Below are 18139 nucleotides of genomic sequence, written 5' to 3'. Positions count from 1 at the left end.
TTCAAAAGGTCATTAACTCCGAATGAGATATCTTTCAAATCAGTCATTATTACCTACCTAAAGGGATTATTGCATATCAAACTGCTTCATCTTGTTGTAAAGCGTCTTGCGATCAATATTCAGCAAGCGGGCTGCTTTACTCTTATTGAAGTTTACCTGACGAAGTACCTGCATAATCATATCGTATTCAGCTTCATTTGCCACCGTTTTAAGACTGGGCTTCTGCTCCACATCAGGCGCAGGCTCAATGGTAGTACTTACAGTGCCAAATTCAGTGTCCAGCTCTTTGAGCTTCTGGTAGTTTACAATTTCGAAGGGTAGTGTCTTCTCCTCAATATACTCGCCATCCGTAAGTAGCGTGGCGCGTTTGATCACATTTTTCAGCTCCCGCAGGTTACCCGGCCATTCGTAATTCATGAAGTCATTGATAACCTCATCCGTAAAGCCTCTTACTTTTTTGTTCAGCTCATCATTGGTTGATTCCAGGAAGGCCTCGGCAAAAAGCATAATGTCGTCCTTACGGTCTCTCAGAGAAGGTACACTGATGGTAAACTCATTGAAGCGGTAATAAAGATCTTCCCGGAACTTTCCTTTTTTGGCCGCATCGAGCAGTACTTCGTTACTGGCCACGATGATCCGTACATCCAGTTCTATTTCCTTATTACCTCCAATCCTACGCATACGACGCTCCTGCACTACCCGTAGCAGTGCCATCTGGATTTCGTACGAAAGGTTGGCTACCTCATCCAGAAACAGGGTACCTCCGTTGGCCATTTCGAAGTGACCTACCTTAGTCTGCAGGGCACCTGTAAAGGAGCCTTTCTCGTGACCGAATAGTTCACTACCGGCCAGTTCTTTGGAGATGGCTCCGCAGTCCATAGCCACAAAGGGCTTACTCTTTCGGCTCGACCGGTTATGGATCTCGTGAGCGATGGCTTCCTTACCGGAGCCACTTTCACCGTAGATGATCACGCTGTAGTTGGTAGGAGCCACTAGGTCGATCTGGCGGTATAGCTCTTCGGCTACTTTGCTCTGGCCCATGATGTAGCCCGACTTGAGCCGGAAGGGCATCTTGCTGGACGTAGTACTTGGGGTACTTGCCTTGGTTTCGGTCTCGGCCTGAGGAGCCTCCTGGCCAGCGTTGGACTCGGCATCCTTAAGTGCCTTATTAACTGTCACCAAAATCTCATCCGGAAACAGTGGCTTGGTGATATAATCATAAGCTCCCTGCTTCATTACATTCACGGCTACTTTGATATCAGAGTAGCCGGTGATAATGAGCACAGGAATATGCGGTAATTTGGACTTAATGTTAATCAGTAATTCGGACCCCGTAATATCTCCCAACCGGAAATCCGTCATTACGAGGTCTGGCTGAAACTCATCCACCAGTTGCAACCCCCGTTTTCCGGTTTGGGCCGTTTCGACCTGAAAGTCATTCTTGGTCAGAAAACGTTTGAGGAGCATACAGATGTCCGCTTCGTCATCAACCACTAGTATTTTTTTCATATAAGTATGGTAAGTAGGGTTTGCCTATATCACTACACGCAAGCGGGCAGTAGGTATATTAAGTTGTTCACGGTACTTAGCTACGGTGCGCCGCGCTACGTTGTATCCGCGTTCGGCAAGCATATCGGTGATTTGTTGGTCGTTCAAAGGATGACGCTTATCTTCAGCATCGACGATCTCACGAATAGCCTCCTGGATAGCCCGGTTTGAAACTTCGGTACCATCCTCGCTGGCTACTCCTTCAGTAAATAAGTCTTTTAACAAAATAATGCCAAAGGGAGTCTGTACGTACTTATTGGTGGTTACGCGGGATATAGTAGAGATGTCCATTTCGATCATTTCGGCTACATCTTTCAGGATCATAGGGCGTAGCTTCTTGATATCTCCGGTCTGGAAGTAGTCGTACTGCAGCCTGACAATGGCCTTAAGTGTGTTGAGCATGGTTGTTTCGCGCTGCTTAATGGCATCTATAAACCACTTGGCTGAGTTGATCTTGTTGCGCAGGAACTGGTTGGTAGCGCGGTCGTTTTTCTTCTCGGCCATCTCCGTAAACAACTTGCTCATCCGCAGGGCAGGGCTGTTTCCCCAGGCTAGCTGCACCTCTATTTCGCCGTCATCTGTGTAGCGCAGCAGGAAGTCCGGCTTGATACTATCATTGATCAGGGTATCATTGCGAAGGCTCGAGGCAGGTTTGGGATTGAGCGAAGTGATCAACTGAATAGCACTTTTAAGCCCTTCTTCGTCAATCTCCAGCACACGCATGATCTTATCGTAGTTGCGGGAGCCTAATTCGTCAAAGGTCTCCGATACGATACGGCGACCCAGCTCCCAGTTGTCCCCCTTGTTATTCATGCGGTCGAGCTGAATAAGGAGGCACTCTTTGAGGTCACGGGCGGCAATACCCGGCGGATCCAGCTGCTGTATCATTTTCAGCATCATTTCCACCTCATCGGGATCTACAAATATGTTGTTGGCAAAGGATATATCATCGGCCATGACGTCGCTCTCGCGGCGCAGGAAGCCATCCTCATCCAATGAATCAAGTATAAAATCGGCTATAAGTTGCTGACGCTCATTCAGTCGGAGAAAATGAACCTGCTCTTTCAGTTCATCTCTGAATGAAATGGTCTCCACCATAGGGCGGGTATATAGCTCGTCATCAGCTGAGTAGTTGTTGGCGTAGGTTTTGTAGTCCGGGATATCGTCATCTCTGAATTCGTCCCAATCGTAGTAATCCTGCATAGCAGGCACCTCATCGTCGCCCACTCCTACGGTTTCACCCGGATCCATCAAATCCTCTACTTTTTCTTCTTCCGTTGAATTCTCATCCTTGCCCTCTTCCAGCACAGGATTTTCCTCCATCTCCTCCTTAATACGCTGCTCCAATTCCAAAGTGGTCAAATGCAAGAGATTGAGCATTTGAATTTGTAGCGGAGAGTATTTCAACGTTTGGCGTTGAACTTGGGTTTGTCGCTGCATACTTATTTAATAATATTTGTGTTAGCGTATCTCAAAATCTGATTCCACATGCCTTCAGGTTAGCAGGTTGGCTCCGTTTTAGATATAGGTACCAATTTATAACCTCTTAACTGTCAATTTGACTAACCTTCTTATAGTATATTTTTTTATGTCTTTAGCACAGCTAACTGGCACTGTAAATGTAACCTTTTTTAATGAGTAAATATTTCTACACCTTGTGTATTCTTATCCAATTTGTGTACTTTTTACTCAGTAACCCTCTCTAATGAACCTTACCTCTCTGCAATTATTAAACAGGTCGCTGGACGAGCGTCAGCTCATCTGGACCATCCGCTTCTTATTCGGAATTTCGATCCTGCTCATCATTGCCCTATCATATAGCTACCACACTATCAATCAGGAACTGATCCACTACTCTGAGCGGGTCGACCATACACAACGGACACTGATTATCCTCGAGAAAACTACCTCCAAATTCTACCAGACCATCTACCACGGACGGACGTACCTTCTGTTACGGGATGAAGCAAATAAACGAGCCATCCTTGAGAACATTCGTGAGCTGAACCCCCTGATGGACGAGCTTGACTCACTTATTACTCCCCCACCACTGAACAGGCGGGTGAAGGAACTGGACGCTACGATGGACCAACTTTACGAAAGAACACACGTGTACTGGACTGACAGCACCTACAGTACCAACCGGCAGGAACAGGAAGCGCTGCTCAGAGAGGCATCCGTCCTGATTGAACAGGCCAACCGAATCATCAACGACCTGAACAAAGCAGAGACTAAGCTGATGCATAACCGAATGCAAAGCCGGGACAACTACAAGCAGCAGGTGTACCGCTACAACTGGGTGATCATGCTGGTAGCCCTGGTGTTTCTATCCTCTTCGTTCATTCTGCTTGACCGGGAACTCCGTCGCAACAACCTGTACCGGATAGAGCTTGAAAATAAAGTAGAAAACCTCAACCGCTCCAACAGTGAGCTTGAGCAGTTTGCATACGTGGCGTCACACGACCTGCAGGAGCCCCTGCGCAAAATACAGTCTTTCTCGGACCGTCTGCTGCTAAAACACAGGCATCAGCTTAAAGACGATGCCTTGATCATGCTAGACAAAATTAACGAATCTGCGCAACGGATGCAACTCCTTATTAATGACCTCCTTGCCTTTTCAAGATTGGTAAATCCAGGTTATAAAGCGCAGCAGGTAGACCTGAATGAGGTACTGGAAGAAGTTAAAAATAATCTATCGGAAACTATTAAGGAACAAAACGCTGTTATTATCTCGGCTGAGTTACCGAGCCTGGAAGCATACCCGGTACAGATGACCCAGCTTTTTCAAAACCTTATTTCTAATTCCATAAAATATAGTAAACCAGAGGTTTCGCCTCGTATTGCTATTTCTTATAGATTAGTGGGTGGGGCAGAGATACCGGATATCAAACCCGCCCATAAGGATTTGCAGTTTCACCGGATTGAATTTGCTGATAATGGGATTGGTTTTAGCCCTGAGTACGCTGAGAAGATCTTTGTTATTTTTCAACGATTGCACGGCCGGGATGAATTCGAAGGAACAGGTATAGGCCTTGCCATCTGCCGCCGGGTTATATCCAATCATAATGGATATATAATTGCCGAAGGTCAGGAAGGAAAAGGTGCTAGATTTTTTATATATTTGCCGTTACAACCTTTTATTAGCTAGAAGCATATACCTCATGATTAATCAGAGCATTTTGATGGCTGATGATGACGCCGATGACCGGTTTCTGGTACAGGCTGCATTTGAGGACAATAACATCCCACACCATATACTGTTCTTCGAAGATGGCGAACAGTTACTTAATCACCTGAGTACTACTTCGGGTGATAATGCTCCCTCTTTTATACTACTTGATCTGAATATGCCCAAGCGGGATGGCCGCGAAGTACTGAAGGTTTTGAAATCTGATAAGCATCTTCGTTCCATACCAATCATCATTTTCAGCACTTCCAAAGCTCCTGATGATGTAAACTCATCTTATTTTCTGGGGGCCAACAGCTACGTTGTTAAGCCATCCAGCTACGAGCACCTAAAAGACGTAATTCAAAAAATAAGCGATTTCTGGTTAAACACAGCAATGATTCCCTCATAAATTATGAGGGAATTATTGTTTGTGGTGTATTAGCCTCCGTCGCTGGCGGCAAAGTAGTAGCGTTATAATCTACAGCATCATAGTCTATTGTACCGGTTGTATCGGTTACTGCATTCGGAGTAGAATATCTCTCTTCCGGTTTTTCTTCAGTAACATCTTTCAACCAGCGCAGCCCCATAATGAGCCACTGCTCTCCGTGGCGGTTTGTATAGTTTACGATGGCATTGTTAACCATATGAGGTACAATGTAATTCAGGGGCGTCGGTAGCTTTCTGAGTATCGTCTTACCCATGATGGCTGTTACACCAGCCTGAATTCCCTTAGCCATTACTCCCTGGTAACGGTTCTTAAACAAATCACCCATCAGGAAAGTAACTCGCCGTACGGGCTCCGTTTCACCAAGCCAGGTATCTGTATCTTCTTTAAGCTTGGATTTGGCTACCTCCAGGTCATTATGAGCCAAGGCTCGCTGCGCCCGCAGGTCATCTACTGTTTTTATCATTGTCATCTCTTTCTCGGTATAGGGATTCAAGGATTGAATTCATAAGTGGTATAAAGATCCACTTCTTACGGTTACTGAACAGCACACCTCCTACGATAGCGTAGATCACAGCTACAATCAAATAGCCAGCAGGAATACTATTTAGCATATCTCCTACCCACATGGCAAGGGCAATGCTCACAAATACAAGAGATATAAGACCAATTACGGCCAGGGCAAGTCCAGTAATAATGGACGAAGCCACATTGGCGGTCTTCTCAGATATCTGCAGAGCAATGACATTCCAGCGAGCTTCTGCATAGTCAATTAAATGACCAAAGGTTTCTTCAGCTTTAGTTTTGGCATCTTGCAGTAGCATAATATTCTCAGCTTAGGTACATTAAATAGTGTGTGTACAGATGTAGATATATGTATTGGTATAACCATGTACAAGTAAAAGGAATAAGAGGTAATGCAGCGCTTCCACAAGCACTACCTCTTTTTGATCCTAATGGCTTAGATACCTGTGTCAGTACCGGTTGTTCCGGTAGTGCCAGTTCCGGTATAGCCAGTGGTTCCTGTTGTTCCGGTAGTACCTGTTGACCCAGTGGTTCCTGCTGTCTCAGTAGTTCTTGTTTTATGAACTGCCTCTCTAGCCGAATCCAGACCGCCTTCAACGGTGTTATACGCCCGATCTCTCAACTCCTGGCTTTGGGTATTCAGGCGTGATGCTGCATCACGTACCTTAGTCTTTCCCTGTTCCAACTTGTCAAGCATGTCGGTAGCCCAGTCGTTAGCCGAACGTTTGATTCTTTTGCGTGTGTTAGTACCTTCTTCAGGTGCAAACAGCATTCCGATTACAGTACCGGCTGCAGCGGCCACTACAATTCCCCAAAATACTTTGCCGTTAGTCATGGTTTTTGTTTTTGTTTAGTGTTATTAGTTGATGCTCATTCTGATACTATCATTAAAAAACCCCGTTCCATAAGGTATCAGAGCTTATTTAGTATAGTTTTATGATTATACACTATCTTTACGAGAATAGCTTTCTACAAGTTGTGGAATGATGTTCCTGCACAGGTGTAACACTTATAGTAATCCCCGGCTGTACAGATGGCAAGATTATTTTAGCTCATTCTCTAATGCTCAATTTTAATTGAGTACTTTGGTCGTTACATTTGCAAATGATACCCTATACACAACAACCCGCAGAATGGAGTTCGATAATTAATATGCCCCATATGAATATTGTAATAATAGAAGACGAAGTAGATTTAGGCATATTGATTCAAAAATTTTTACTTCGACAGGTAAAAGCCAAGTCCCCTGACACTACTGTAAAAGTGGCTACTACCATTAGTGACGGACTGACTTATGTAAATGAGCTGAAGCCACAATGGGTGTTTCTGGACAATAACCTACCCGACGGTAAAGGCATTAATGAGATTGAGCATATCAAGGCGCTGGGCATTCGAATCGTAATGATGAGTGCCATGTCCAACCTGAGGGAAGAAGCATTGAAGAAAGGAGCCGATTACTTTCTGGATAAGCCGATCAGCTTTGTCGAGATCACTAAGATCATCAATAACCAACTACACACCAACGAATAGAGACCCCGAACCATCAGGGTCTCTTTTACTATCTACACCAGGCTATAAGTACTTTTGATGTATTGACGACTGTCTCCTTCTACTCTTTCCAATAAGAGTAGCTCTCTACTACTTACCTTATGCTACTTCGGATCAGGCTACCTCGTCGATAACCTGCGTGGCTATTTTGTTGCGTACCTGTTTCTTTGGGGCAGGAGCATCGTCATCATCAGCAGTCCAGGCTGCCATTTCGGCTCCCGATGGCTCACCCAGGATGTAGCCGAAGGGCTTGAGTCGCTCAGAGTGGTCAAATACTACTTTAAGAATGGCAATCAGAGGCAACGCCAGTACCATACCCGGGATACCCCAGACTATACTCCCCAGTACCAGAGCTATAATAGCCATGAGTGGGTTGATGCTGATCTTGGAGCCTACTATACAGGGTGTAATGAAGTTACCTTCTATGAACTGTATAACCATAAAGGCTCCCGCTACTCCTACGGCATACATGGGGGAGTCTTTGGTGATGAGTGCCATAGTAATGGGCAGTAAGGAGCCAATAATAACACCGATATAGGGAATGAGCAGCAGCAGAGCGGCAAAGAAGCCAAAGAACACAGCATACTCAATATCCAGCACCAGCAGGCTTATTGTATTGAGAGATCCTACGATGACCATAACGATGAATAGCCCAGCCAGGTAGTTGTGTACTACATCATAGATCCTCAGCAATATACGGTTGATGCGTCGCTTCTCCTCCCTACCCAGCAGCTTGTACAGGAAGCTACAGAAGAAGTTGCGGTAGTACAGCATAAAGAACATATACAGAGGTACCAGTAAAGTATCGGCGAGCGTAGCGGTAGTCGAAAGCAGCATGGCCGACCCACTATCACTAAGCACGGCGGCCGACATCTCCTGCAGCTTGTTCATCTGGCTGGTAGGCTGAAACCCAAAGGTACGGTACCCCATCAGCTGGAGTTCCCAGAGCCATTCTCTTCCCTTACGAAGTAGCTCCGGCCAGATGGCGATCATCTCGGATATCTGTAAAGTAACGAAGTAAAGTATCCCGGCGATCAATCCTAAGAAAAGTACAATTGTGAGGCTAATAGCACCTATGCGTGGTACTCCTTTCTCTTCGAGCTGTATGGTAATGGGTGAGACAAGAACTGAAAGCAAACTAGCGACTATGATAGGAACAAGCAGCCCGCGCAAGTATATCATCCAGTAGACACCTAGTGTCACCACAACCATTGTAGCTGCTATTCGAAGGATTGTAGGATATGGCTTTACAACATTCATTAGTATGATCGATCAACGTAGCTCTTCAACCGCCCTATACAATTAAGCATTATATAGGCTATAGATTATATACCTACAATTCATAAGCCAGAAAGCTACGGTACCATTTAGGCTCCCCTGATCTCTTCAAAGTGTTCTTTTTTGCGTACAATATTCCTCATTAGGAAATCCCACTCCCCAACCCCTACTGACCCGCACCAGCAAAAAAAATAGTCAGGTCATGCGACCCGACTATTTTGCTTCCTTAACCATAAACCACCACATCGTATCATGAGTAATCTAACGCCTCTCCAATGTGTTGCTTGCCTTGGAAGTTAAAAAAGCTGTGCCAAGTGCAGGGAGCCCTGTAAAGCCTATATTCAATAAAAATTTAATTATTTGAGTACTTCCTTTCTCTTCATCGTTGATTTACGGGCACTAAATTCCCCATCCATTGGCTGCATAGGCCTTTCTGCAATCTGGTACTTGTTTTTCAGGTAGTACACATATCCAAGCCTTCTTGCAAGGAGGCCGAAATCTGTTTGTTCAATCATAACATCAACAAAAATGAAAAAGACATCATATCTGTTAGCTGCAATGCTAACTATGGGAACATTTGCTTTTACAGCCTGTTCAGAAAAAACGGGCAATAACGCAGAGCAGACCGCTGAATCAGCCGGTGACGATATGGAGCGTAACATGGATAATGCTGACGCTACCTGGGAAAGCGAAAGAGATGAAACCCGGAACGAGATCAACCGGACTATAGGTGATATCGATAGAGAAATCGAAGAAACCGACCGGAATATGGAAAAAGCTACTGCCAGCGAAAAAGCACAATGGCGCGAGCGCAAGCGCAGACTTGAAAACGAGCGTAGTGATCTGAACAAGACACTGGACCGTATAGGTCAGGAAACTAAAGAAACCTGGCAGGATTTCAAGAAAGGTGTTAACAATACAATGGATGATATACGTCGTGAACTTGATGACGACAACAACAATAACAACAGAAATAACAGAAAATAATGGCTCATCTGGTTGACTAAGACTGAAAACGCCGCTCTTACTAAGGGCGGCGTTTTTTTAGACTCCTTTCGCATAAAAAAAGCGGAAATCTGATGATTCCCGCTCCTGTTGGTGTATACTATTCAGTACTTCCTAAAGGTGTGACTCTGCATTCCGCAGTACTTTGATCCGCTCGTAAGCAGCCAGAATCTCTTCGTACTGATTTTGCAGGAGGGACTGTAGTTCTCTCGGAATTACCATCTCCTGGGTATTCAGCACCGCCTCATAGCCTTCTTTCAGGGAGTTGTCGCCACGCTCACATTCGTTGAGCACCGCCTCACGGTCATGATCAGTCAGGGCTGCTTTCATATCCATCCATACCTTGTGGAGCTTACCGGCAAAGGTATTGTCATCAGGTATCTCTCCGCCATAGTTGATCAGCTCACTGTTCAGCTCTGACTTGAACTTCTTGCTTTGTGATACGTAGTTGTCAAAGAGCATGATCAGGTCACGGTCTTCGGTATCCTCCTTGGCATGCTCATACCCTTTGATACGGTCAATGTGTAGTTTTACCAGCGACTGCAGCGCATTTTGAATCTTCTCATCGTAATTAGCCATGATCGTAAGTTGTTAAGAATTTTAGATAGTATTTTGAAGTAAGTACCGGGCTCCCCTGGGCAGACCCGAATTCAGAAGTAAACAAAGGAGGGACAGTCTCCATAACCGTCCCTCCCTTTATATATAGCTATATCATTATTAGTCAGCAATGGAGTGCAACTGCCGAATACGCGAGTAAGCTGACTTCACTGTTTCATACTGTCTTTGCAGTATAGTACGCAGGGACATCGGGATGCGATCGTCATCATTGTCATACTTGAGCACATCTTCGTACGCTCCGACGATGGTCTGCTCTCCAAATTCACAAGAGCTAAGTACCGACTCGCGATCATTGTTCGTAATGGCCGCTTTCAGATCCATCCAGGCTTTGTGCAAGTCACCCAGTAGTTTGTTGTCTTCGGGAACCTCTCCGCCGTATTTCACCATTTCACTGCTAAGTTCAGTTTTGAACTCCCGGCTTTGATTAGCATACGTTGTAAATAACGATTTAAGATCTGCATCTTTGGTATCGTCTTTGGCCCGCTCGTAACCTTCAATCCGGTCATAGTGTAGCTTGATAAGGTTCCTCAACTCTTTCTGAGCTTTTTCAACGCTGTTTTCCATGAGTGTAAGTTTTTAATGATATGTAAATCAATACCCTACCATTCGAGAAAAAACTTTGCCAGCCTTCCCTCCTGTTCCTACCTTCCTATCCTGGGGAAAATAGGACGCTGGAGCCTATATAGCAGTAACAGTGTTTGTATAGGCTTTTCTACAAAAAAAGTGTCTGTACGCAGGGCGCACAGACACTCTATAACTATAATAAAATTTAATAAGCAGGGGCTACTTCAGGGGCAGATGTACCTCAGCCATCATACAACGGGCCGAGCCGCCACCATTGCCTTCTATCATGGATAAGTCGGCATGTACAAGCGATGCGTAGTCATCCAGAGCGTCTATTTGCTGAGGAGTCAGTGACTCGTACGCACTGGTCGACATCACCAGCATTTTTTCATCTTTCTTGTTACGCACCATCAGCATATTACCGGCAAACTGCCGCACCTGCTCCAGCGTAATCTCGATGATGTACTTGTCGGTCTCTTCCAGGATGGAGCGTACCTGATGCCGCTGATCCGGATCCTTGATCGCTTCCAGACAGATCACCGCAAATACATCCCCTACACACATCAGTACGTTGGTATGGTATACAGGTACATCGTTCTCATCGGAGGCTTCAAACTTTACAATTTCGTAGCCGGTAGCTTCGGCAAAGGCATCCAGTACATCGGGATGAGTACGAGGCGATAGACAGGCGTAAGCGATCTTGTAGCGCCGGTCCAGTACCATACTACCGGTACCTTCCAGATACTTTCCTTCGTTTTCAAAGTGGGTCAGATCTATGATTTCTTCCACATGAAAGGACTTACTCAGGTCTTCTATGATCTCCATGCGCCGCTCGGCCCGCCGGTTAGGTGCCATCATAGGGTACAGCACTACCTTTCCACTCTGATGGAAGGAAACCCAGTTGTTCGGGAATATGGAGTCAGGTGTATAGGGACTGGCCGTATCATCGTAGACTACCAGTTCTACCCCCGCCGCCGTTAGCTGAGAGGTCATCTGCTCAAACTCCTGCAGGGCCTGCTCCTGAGCAAGGTGACGGCTTTCATTGGCAAAGTCCCGGTCCTGAAACTCGTTACTGCCGGCAGTCTGCTCGTTAAAGCCAAACTGTACCGGACGCACCATCAGGATGTGAGAGGTAGATTGTGGTTGTACCTGTGTAGATGTACGGATAGTACGCATACGGGGTTGATTCATTGATTCGGAATTTGCGAATTTAGTCATGAAATGGACTGATAGCAAGAAGAATACCTAACTGAGCTGCACGAACCCTAATTATAGTTCATCTCTCAGAATAGGCATGCTCATACAGTGCGAACCCCCACGAGCCCGCGAAAGTTCGGACGATGGAAGCATAATATACGTATCTGTGAGAGTATCGGGTGAGAGCTCATCATTTTCGAATTTATCAAGCAGATCAGCCGCTTTGATGACATTAAATCCAGCCCGTTTGAATGCCTCGAGCGTCTTGTCGTTGCGGTCGTAACCGATCACCACACCGTCTTTCAGCGCCAGCAGATTGCAGGAGTCGGTCCACTGCTCCCGCTCACCAAACGGAAACTCGTTATTACCCGAGTAGATAAACTTCACCTCTTCCTTGGCACCAAGGTCGTTCTGGCTGATATCCGTCAGCAGGTCTTCCAGGTTCTCGATCTCGATGGGTTTATGCTCAAGTCCCTTATAGAACTGCATGATCTTCATTTTCTTCTCGATCATGTCCTTCGGGGCGAAGAAGTGCAGTACATCCTTCTTTCGAGATTCGTCTCCCTGCCGGGCCAGCGATCCCAGCAGTACCCACACGTTCTTTTTTACCTGGGTAAATACCGTGTCAATGTGCATGTAGTCCCGCTTCTTGGGGATCTGCACAATGGTAATGGTATCTACTACATTCCTGTCAAAGAGCAACCGCATAACCTGCTGAGCCGCATACAGGGAGGTACGCTCACTGCAGCCAATCAGCAGGTGCCGGGGGGCTACCATCATAACATCCCCTCCCTCCAGCGTGGAGCGGTTGAAGTCGTTTTGCTGCTCATCGTCCGGCAGCAGGAAGTGGTGATCGTTGTTGGGTATTTCAATGATATTCTCCCGGTACCTCTCAAACATTGGATGGTGGAAGAATATATACTGCGCCAGCAGCGATTCGCGGGTACGAGCCGCCTTAGCGGGCTTATTGAGCAGGATGTGATCGTTGATGACAATACCAATATCCCGGGTAAATATCAGGTTGGGCAGCGGAGCAAACAGCATACGCTCAGTACCATCGGGCAGTGACCCGGATATAAATATCTTGGCCAGTTCGTTGGGATCGTAGGCTCTCAGGTCCTGCTGAGTCTTGAACGAACACCGCTCTACACCACAAATGGAAGCGATAAGCTGGCAACGTACTACCTCATCTTCCAGGATCTCACACAGCAGCCGCTGGAGATCAATAACCCGGTCAGAATTGAAATAGCCCTCTACGCCGGGCTTATAAAAATTCCGCTCCGGATCACTGTCAATGGTACTGATCTTGCCTTTGATCTTGTCGGGGTCCAGGAAGTAGAGCAGCAGCTTCACGTAGTAGTCATACTCGTTGCGGCGCATGGTATCCAGGTGTACAATATCTTCAAACAGCCAGTCCTGGGCTTTGGAGGGTATCACTTTACCCAGCCCTCTGTCGGGGCTATGGATGAGCAGTTTTCGCAGGCGACCTACTTCTGACGAGACTTTTATGGTAGTAGCGAGAGGTTTACTATTCTTCATATGTTGATGAAATGCTTCTGAACGCAAAGTAAGTCGATTATTTCTGAATAAAAAGCAGCCGTAAAGCCTACCGCTGTCACCACCCGCCCGGGCCCGGGCACCAACCATTTCGGGAGACAAAAAACGGTCATGGAGTATTTACCTGGACAACAGCTTTTTAACAGGTACCTGTTCCGCACCATATGATTTTAGTCCGTAGCTGCGTATTCCAGCCCCCTATTTAACCCAAAGAAATAGAGGTAACCTGCACATTCACAATTGGTTCTAAAAAACCTGCCGTTAAGGAACAAGCACGCTTCGTTAGGGGTTATAGATACAACCGGATGTTGTTTAGAAACATTCTAGTCCTATTTTCTTTAAACGCCAAAGCTTACTACCTTTGCGATTTAATAATTACTAATTAACTGCGTAAATCTGTTATGCTCAAAATCAATGACTTGCGAGCCTCCATTGAAGGCAAAGAGATATTAAAAGGAATAAATCTGGAAGTGAAGCCCGGTGAAGTACATGCTATCATGGGGCCCAACGGTTCCGGAAAAAGTACTTTAGCTTCGGTTCTGGCCGGACGTGAGGAATACGAAGTTACCGGTGGAGCAGTGGAATTTAGTGGAAAAGATTTGCTGGAAATGGCTCCCGAAGAGCGTGCTGCCGAAGGTATATTCCTGGCGTTTCAGTACCCGGTAGAGATACCCGGCGTTACGACCATTAACTTCCTGAAAACCGCAGTTAATGAGATCCGTAAGTACCAGGGCCTCGACCCACTGGATGCTGCTCAGTTCCTGAAGATGGTTCGTGAAAAAGCCAAACTGGTTAACATGAACGACTCACTGCTTAAGCGTGCCCTGAACGAAGGCTTCTCGGGTGGTGAAAAGAAGCGTAATGAGATATTCCAGATGGCGGTACTGGAGCCAAAGCTGGCGATCCTGGACGAAACTGACTCTGGACTGGACATTGATGCGCTTCGCATTGTATCCGAAGGTGTAAACAAGCTACGTACTCCTGAGCGCGCTACCATCGTAGTTACTCACTACCAGCGCTTACTTGACTATATTGTTCCTGACTACGTACACGTACTTTACAAAGGCCGTATCGTGAAGTCAGGCCCGAAAGAGCTGGCTCTTGAACTGGAAGAAAAAGGTTACGACTGGATCAAGGCCGAAGTAGAAGCTGAAACCGCGCAGTAACAGCGCTGTTTTTCTTCATCATAATAAAGTCAAACATACGCAATGAGTACAGAAACTATAGATCTGAAGACCCGCCTAGTCACCGATTTTTACGCTCGTGAAGCGGTGATGAACGGGGAAGCACAAAGTGAATTTCACCAGACCAAGCGTAAAGCGCTTGGTATATTTGAGGACAGGGGCTTCCCTACTCCCCGCAACGAGGAGTGGAAGTACAGCAATGTCCGGGACCTGATCAGCCACCAGTACCAGTTTACCGGCGAGCACGCCGTTACCGAAGAAGTGATTGATTCGCTTCGCATCGCTAACCTTACCGGTAATATCCTATATATTGTCAACGGTCGCTACGAGGCCAGCCTGTCTACCATCGTATCACCAGCCGACCAGCTTCAGATCAAGCCCCTGCACGAGGCTATCAAAGAAAGACCTGAGCTGGTAAGTACCTATTTTGGTCAGCTGGCCAAGAGTGAGTCAGATTCGTTCACTGCTCTTAACACCGCTTTTGCTCACGATGGAGTGTTCATACACGTACCTGCGGGTAAGGTAGTAGATCACCCGATCGTAATACGTTTTATTTCAGATGCCCGTGCGGAGAACGTAGGTTCTAATCCGCGCAACCTATTCGTAGTAGAGCAGAACGCACAGGTGAAGATCGCTGAATCATACAGAACGATTGGTGAGGAGCGGTCATTTACCAATACCGTAACCGAAATTTTCGTAGCCGAAAGCGCCAACGTAGAATATTATAAAGTACAGAACGAAGCGGAAAAGGCCTACCACGTAGGTACTACCCACGTACGTATCGTGGACAACAGCCACTTCTATTCGGCGACTGTTTCGTTGAACGGAGGCTTTATCCGTAACAACCTGACCATCGAACTGGATGGCCAGCACTGCGAAGCCTTCATGTACGGGCTGTACTTCCCCGACGGAAAGCAGCATATCGATAACCATACCCTCGCTGATCACCGCCAGCCCAACTCCTACAGCAACGAGCTGTACAAAGGCATACTGCGCGACCGGTCAACGGGTGTATTCAACGGTAAAATATTCGTGCGTCAGGATGCACAGAAGACCAACGCCTACCAGTCGTGTAAGAACGTGGTACTCTCACCGGATGCTACCATGAACACCAAGCCTCAGCTGGAGATCTACGCTGACGACGTGAAGTGTTCGCACGGTACTACTACCGGGCAGCTGGACGAGGAAGCTCTGTTCTACATGCGTTCGAGAGGTATCTCCAAGAATGAGGCTATGACGCTACTGATGTATGCCTTCTGCGAAGACGTAGTAAGTCAGATCAAAATAGATGCTATCCGCGAGCACCTCGAGGGTGTTATCACCGAGAAGCTGGCGAAGAAATAATCCAGGTACCTGTCTGGCCTGTGCCTTGACAGGTACTCCTTAGTATTACCCGACCCGCGAATATGGTTGGGTATTTCTTTATAAATCCGCGCAACAATGCAAACTATTCAAACAGATCTCAATATAGAGGCCATCCGCAGTGACTTCCCGATCCTCAGTGAGGTAGTCAACGGGAAGCCGTTGGTATATTTTGACAATGCGGCCACTACCCAGAAACCACGTGCAGTACTCGATGCCCTTAATGGCTACTACGAGCACTACAACGCCAATATACACCGGGGTATTCACCACCTGGCTGAGAAGGCTACGTCGGCTTTTGAAGCATCGCGTCGCCGGATCCAGGAGTACATCAATGCCCGCCAGCACGAAGAGATTATCTTTACCTACGGTACTACCGATGGGATCAACCTCGTAGCCCAGACCTACGGCCGGGCCTTCCTGAAAGAAGGCGATGAGATCATCATCAGTACCATGGAGCACCACTCCAACATCGTCCCCTGGCAGATGCTCTGCGAGGAGAAGGGTTGTATCCTGAGGGTCATCCCGATCAATGATGCGGGTGAGCTGCTTATGGATGAGTACGAGAAGATGCTTTCGGAGCGTACTAAATTTGTATCGGTGGTACATGTATCTAACTCCTTGGGTACCATCAACCCGGTAGCTGAGATCATTGAAAAAGCCCATCAGGTAGGTGCCAGGGTACTTATCGACGGAGCCCAGGCTACCTCGCACCTCCATATAGACGTTCAGGCTCTGGACTGCGACTTCTTTACATTCTCCCTGCATAAGATGTACGGACCAACGGGTATAGGGGCACTTTATGGTAAGAGGGAGCTTCTGGAAGCCATGCCTCCGTTCCGCGGTGGTGGCGAGATGATCAAAGAGGTAACCTTTGAAAGGAGTACTTATAATGATCTTCCCTATAAGTTTGAGGCAGGTACTCCTAACATTGCTGATGTAGTAGCTTCCAAGTATGCCCTTGACTACGTAGCCTCACTGGGTAAGGATGCCATTGGTACGTACGAGCATGACCTGCTTACCTATGCCACTGATGCCCTGCAGAGCATTGATGGCCTGCGTATCATAGGTACTGCCAGAGAGAAGATCAGTGTAGTTTCGTTTGTGATAGATGGAGTACATCACCAGGATACGGGCGTACTGCTGGATCAGCAGGGCATCGCCATCCGCACCGGACACCACTGTACTCAACCCCTTATGCGCCGATTTGGTATTCCCGGAACCTCACGGGCCTCTTTTGCGGTTTATAATACGACCGAAGAAATAGACCGCCTGGTGCAGGGTTTGTATAAGGTCAAGAAAATGCTAGGCTAACACGTATGACTATAAACGAAAGACAGGACGAACTCATCGAAGATTTTGAGTTGTTTGACGAATGGGAGAGCAAGTACGAGTACATCATTGACCTCGGCAAGCAGTTTCCCCCGCTCGAAGAGCAGTACAAGACCGAAGAGAACATCATAAAAGGTTGCCAGTCCAAGGTATGGCTGCACGCCTACATGCAGGACAATAAGCTCATGTTCGAGGCGGATAGTGATGCCATCATTGTGCGTGGACTGGTGAGTATGCTGGTAAAAGTACTATCAGGCCATACCCCCGAAGAGATTGCTAAGAGCGACCTGTACTTCATGGAGCGCATTGGTCTGCACCAGCACCTGGCCCAGACCCGCTCTAACGGACTGGCCTCTATGCTGAAGCAGATGAAGGCGTACGCCATAGCCTATCAGGCTGTAAATAATTAGTAGATCTGAGCCGAAAGGATAACCTATACTATTGCTACTACCATGACCGAAGCAGAACTAAGAGAAGAAGTCGTAAAGGCCATTAAGACCGTATATGACCCGGAAATACCGGTAGATGTGTACGAACTGGGGCTTATCTATGACCTCAAAATATTCCCCGTCAATAATGTATACGTACTGATGACGCTTACTTCCCCCTCCTGCCCCTCGGCTGGTACCATTCCCGCCGAGATCGAGCAGCGGATCCGGGAAGTAGAAGGCGTAAGTGATGTGAGCGTAGAGCTTACATTTGACCCTCCGTATACTACCGAGATGATGTCCGAAGAAGCCAAGCTCGAGCTGGGCTTTATGTAAGTATAGTAACAGGTACTGCTTCAGGCTGTGCCTGCGATGACTA

20 protein-coding genes are annotated in these 18139 nt (G+C 46.9%); 9 read left to right on the top strand and 11 right to left on the bottom strand.

The features are described 5' to 3' along the window. Nucleotides 1–66: 66 nt before the first annotated feature. Nucleotides 67–1509, bottom strand: a complete 1443-nt coding sequence (locus tag JTN23_RS01490) for a sigma-54-dependent transcriptional regulator (RefSeq protein WP_247231813.1) — start codon at nt 1507–1509, stop codon at nt 67–69. 24 nt (nt 1510–1533) lie between these two features. Beyond that, entirely contained in the window at nt 1534–2988 is a 1455-nt protein-coding gene (gene rpoN / locus JTN23_RS01485; RefSeq protein ID WP_262918394.1) for an RNA polymerase factor sigma-54, read from the bottom strand. Nucleotides 2989–3253: 265 nt separating this feature from the next. On the opposite strand from rpoN, the gene JTN23_RS01480 reads away from it, so the two are divergent. Both JTN23_RS01480 and JTN23_RS01475 read left to right on the top strand, forming a co-directional pair. Continuing rightward, nucleotides 3254–4696: a sensor histidine kinase gene (locus JTN23_RS01480; protein ID WP_247231809.1), complete on the top strand. Its 1443-nt coding sequence runs from the start codon at nt 3254–3256 to the stop codon at nt 4694–4696. Between the two features lie 13 nt (nt 4697–4709). Next, complete coding sequence (locus JTN23_RS01475; RefSeq protein WP_247231807.1) at nt 4710–5126, top strand: response regulator; 417 nt, start codon at nt 4710–4712, stop codon at nt 5124–5126. Nucleotide 5127: 1 nt separating this feature from the next. On the opposite strand, the gene JTN23_RS01470 is transcribed toward JTN23_RS01475, so the two are convergent. From JTN23_RS01470 to JTN23_RS01460, 3 genes are all read right to left on the bottom strand, one after another. Further along, nucleotides 5128–5634, bottom strand: a complete 507-nt coding sequence (locus JTN23_RS01470) for a hypothetical protein (RefSeq protein ID WP_247231805.1) — start codon at nt 5632–5634, stop codon at nt 5128–5130. Further along, the gene (locus tag JTN23_RS01465; RefSeq protein ID WP_247231803.1) at nt 5609–5986 is read right to left on the bottom strand and encodes a phage holin family protein; all 378 of its coding nucleotides are present in this window, start codon (nt 5984–5986) and stop codon (nt 5609–5611) included. Before JTN23_RS01465 ends, JTN23_RS01470 begins: the two co-directional genes overlap by 26 nt. 137 nt (nt 5987–6123) lie before the next feature. Continuing rightward, complete coding sequence (locus JTN23_RS01460) at nt 6124–6522, bottom strand: YtxH domain-containing protein (protein ID WP_247231801.1); 399 nt, start codon at nt 6520–6522, stop codon at nt 6124–6126. A gap of 326 nt (nt 6523–6848) precedes the next feature. Here JTN23_RS01460 and JTN23_RS01455 point away from each other — a divergent pair, with 326 nt between their 5' ends. Continuing rightward, complete coding sequence (locus tag JTN23_RS01455) at nt 6849–7217, top strand: response regulator (protein WP_247231799.1); 369 nt, start codon at nt 6849–6851, stop codon at nt 7215–7217. A 132-nt stretch (nt 7218–7349) separates the two neighbouring features. Here the strand turns inward: JTN23_RS01455 and JTN23_RS01450 are convergent, their stop codons facing one another. Together JTN23_RS01450 and JTN23_RS01445 are read right to left on the bottom strand one after the other, a co-directional pair. Beyond that, on the bottom strand, nt 7350–8447 hold the full coding sequence (locus JTN23_RS01450) for an AI-2E family transporter (RefSeq protein ID WP_262918393.1): 1098 nt from the start codon (nt 8445–8447) through the stop codon (nt 7350–7352). 422 nt (nt 8448–8869) lie between these two features. Next, nucleotides 8870–9028: a hypothetical protein gene (locus JTN23_RS01445; protein WP_247231795.1), complete on the bottom strand. Its 159-nt coding sequence runs from the start codon at nt 9026–9028 to the stop codon at nt 8870–8872. A gap of 52 nt (nt 9029–9080) precedes the next feature. Between JTN23_RS01445 and JTN23_RS01440 the strand changes: the two genes are divergently transcribed. After that, nucleotides 9081–9500 carry a sll1863 family stress response protein gene (locus JTN23_RS01440; protein ID WP_247231793.1) on the top strand — a complete coding sequence of 140 codons (420 nt, stop codon included), beginning with the start codon at nt 9081–9083 and terminating at the stop codon, nt 9498–9500. Between the two features lie 132 nt (nt 9501–9632). Here the strand turns inward: JTN23_RS01440 and JTN23_RS01435 are convergent, their stop codons facing one another. The 4 genes from JTN23_RS01435 to JTN23_RS01420 form a co-directional block, all read right to left on the bottom strand. Then, nucleotides 9633–10097: a ferritin-like domain-containing protein gene (locus JTN23_RS01435; protein ID WP_247231791.1), complete on the bottom strand. Its 465-nt coding sequence runs from the start codon at nt 10095–10097 to the stop codon at nt 9633–9635. A 138-nt stretch (nt 10098–10235) separates the two neighbouring features. Then, nucleotides 10236–10700 carry a ferritin-like domain-containing protein gene (locus JTN23_RS01430; RefSeq protein WP_247231789.1) on the bottom strand — a complete coding sequence of 155 codons (465 nt, stop codon included), beginning with the start codon at nt 10698–10700 and terminating at the stop codon, nt 10236–10238. A gap of 219 nt (nt 10701–10919) precedes the next feature. Continuing rightward, entirely contained in the window at nt 10920–11876 is a 957-nt protein-coding gene (gene ctlX / locus JTN23_RS01425; protein WP_247231787.1) for a citrulline utilization hydrolase CtlX, read from the bottom strand. A gap of 93 nt (nt 11877–11969) precedes the next feature. Beyond that, nucleotides 11970–13436 carry an arginine deiminase family protein gene (locus tag JTN23_RS01420; RefSeq protein WP_247231785.1) on the bottom strand — a complete coding sequence of 489 codons (1467 nt, stop codon included), beginning with the start codon at nt 13434–13436 and terminating at the stop codon, nt 11970–11972. 419 nt (nt 13437–13855) lie between these two features. Here JTN23_RS01420 and sufC point away from each other — a divergent pair, with 419 nt between their 5' ends. The 5 genes from sufC (at nt 13856) to JTN23_RS01395 (ending at nt 18096) form a co-directional block, all read left to right on the top strand. After that, nucleotides 13856–14620: a Fe-S cluster assembly ATPase SufC gene (gene sufC / locus JTN23_RS01415; RefSeq protein WP_247231783.1), complete on the top strand. Its 765-nt coding sequence runs from the start codon at nt 13856–13858 to the stop codon at nt 14618–14620. Nucleotides 14621–14662: 42 nt separating this feature from the next. Then, nucleotides 14663–15982: a Fe-S cluster assembly protein SufD gene (gene sufD / locus JTN23_RS01410; RefSeq protein ID WP_247231781.1), complete on the top strand. Its 1320-nt coding sequence runs from the start codon at nt 14663–14665 to the stop codon at nt 15980–15982. 96 nt (nt 15983–16078) lie between these two features. After that, the gene (locus JTN23_RS01405; RefSeq protein WP_247231780.1) at nt 16079–17314 is read left to right on the top strand and encodes a cysteine desulfurase; all 1236 of its coding nucleotides are present in this window, start codon (nt 16079–16081) and stop codon (nt 17312–17314) included. 5 nt (nt 17315–17319) lie between these two features. Then, nucleotides 17320–17742, top strand: a complete 423-nt coding sequence (locus tag JTN23_RS01400) for a SufE family protein (protein WP_247231779.1) — start codon at nt 17320–17322, stop codon at nt 17740–17742. A gap of 42 nt (nt 17743–17784) precedes the next feature. Continuing rightward, on the top strand, nt 17785–18096 hold the full coding sequence (locus tag JTN23_RS01395; protein WP_247231778.1) for an SUF system Fe-S cluster assembly protein: 312 nt from the start codon (nt 17785–17787) through the stop codon (nt 18094–18096). Nucleotides 18097–18139 lie beyond the last annotated feature (43 nt).

Source organism: Telluribacter roseus, assembly GCF_017355915.2.
Classification (GTDB): domain Bacteria; phylum Bacteroidota; class Bacteroidia; order Cytophagales; family Spirosomataceae; genus Telluribacter.
The sequence above is the reverse complement of the archived record's forward strand: the minus strand, read 5'-3'. Positions and strand labels throughout refer to the sequence as shown.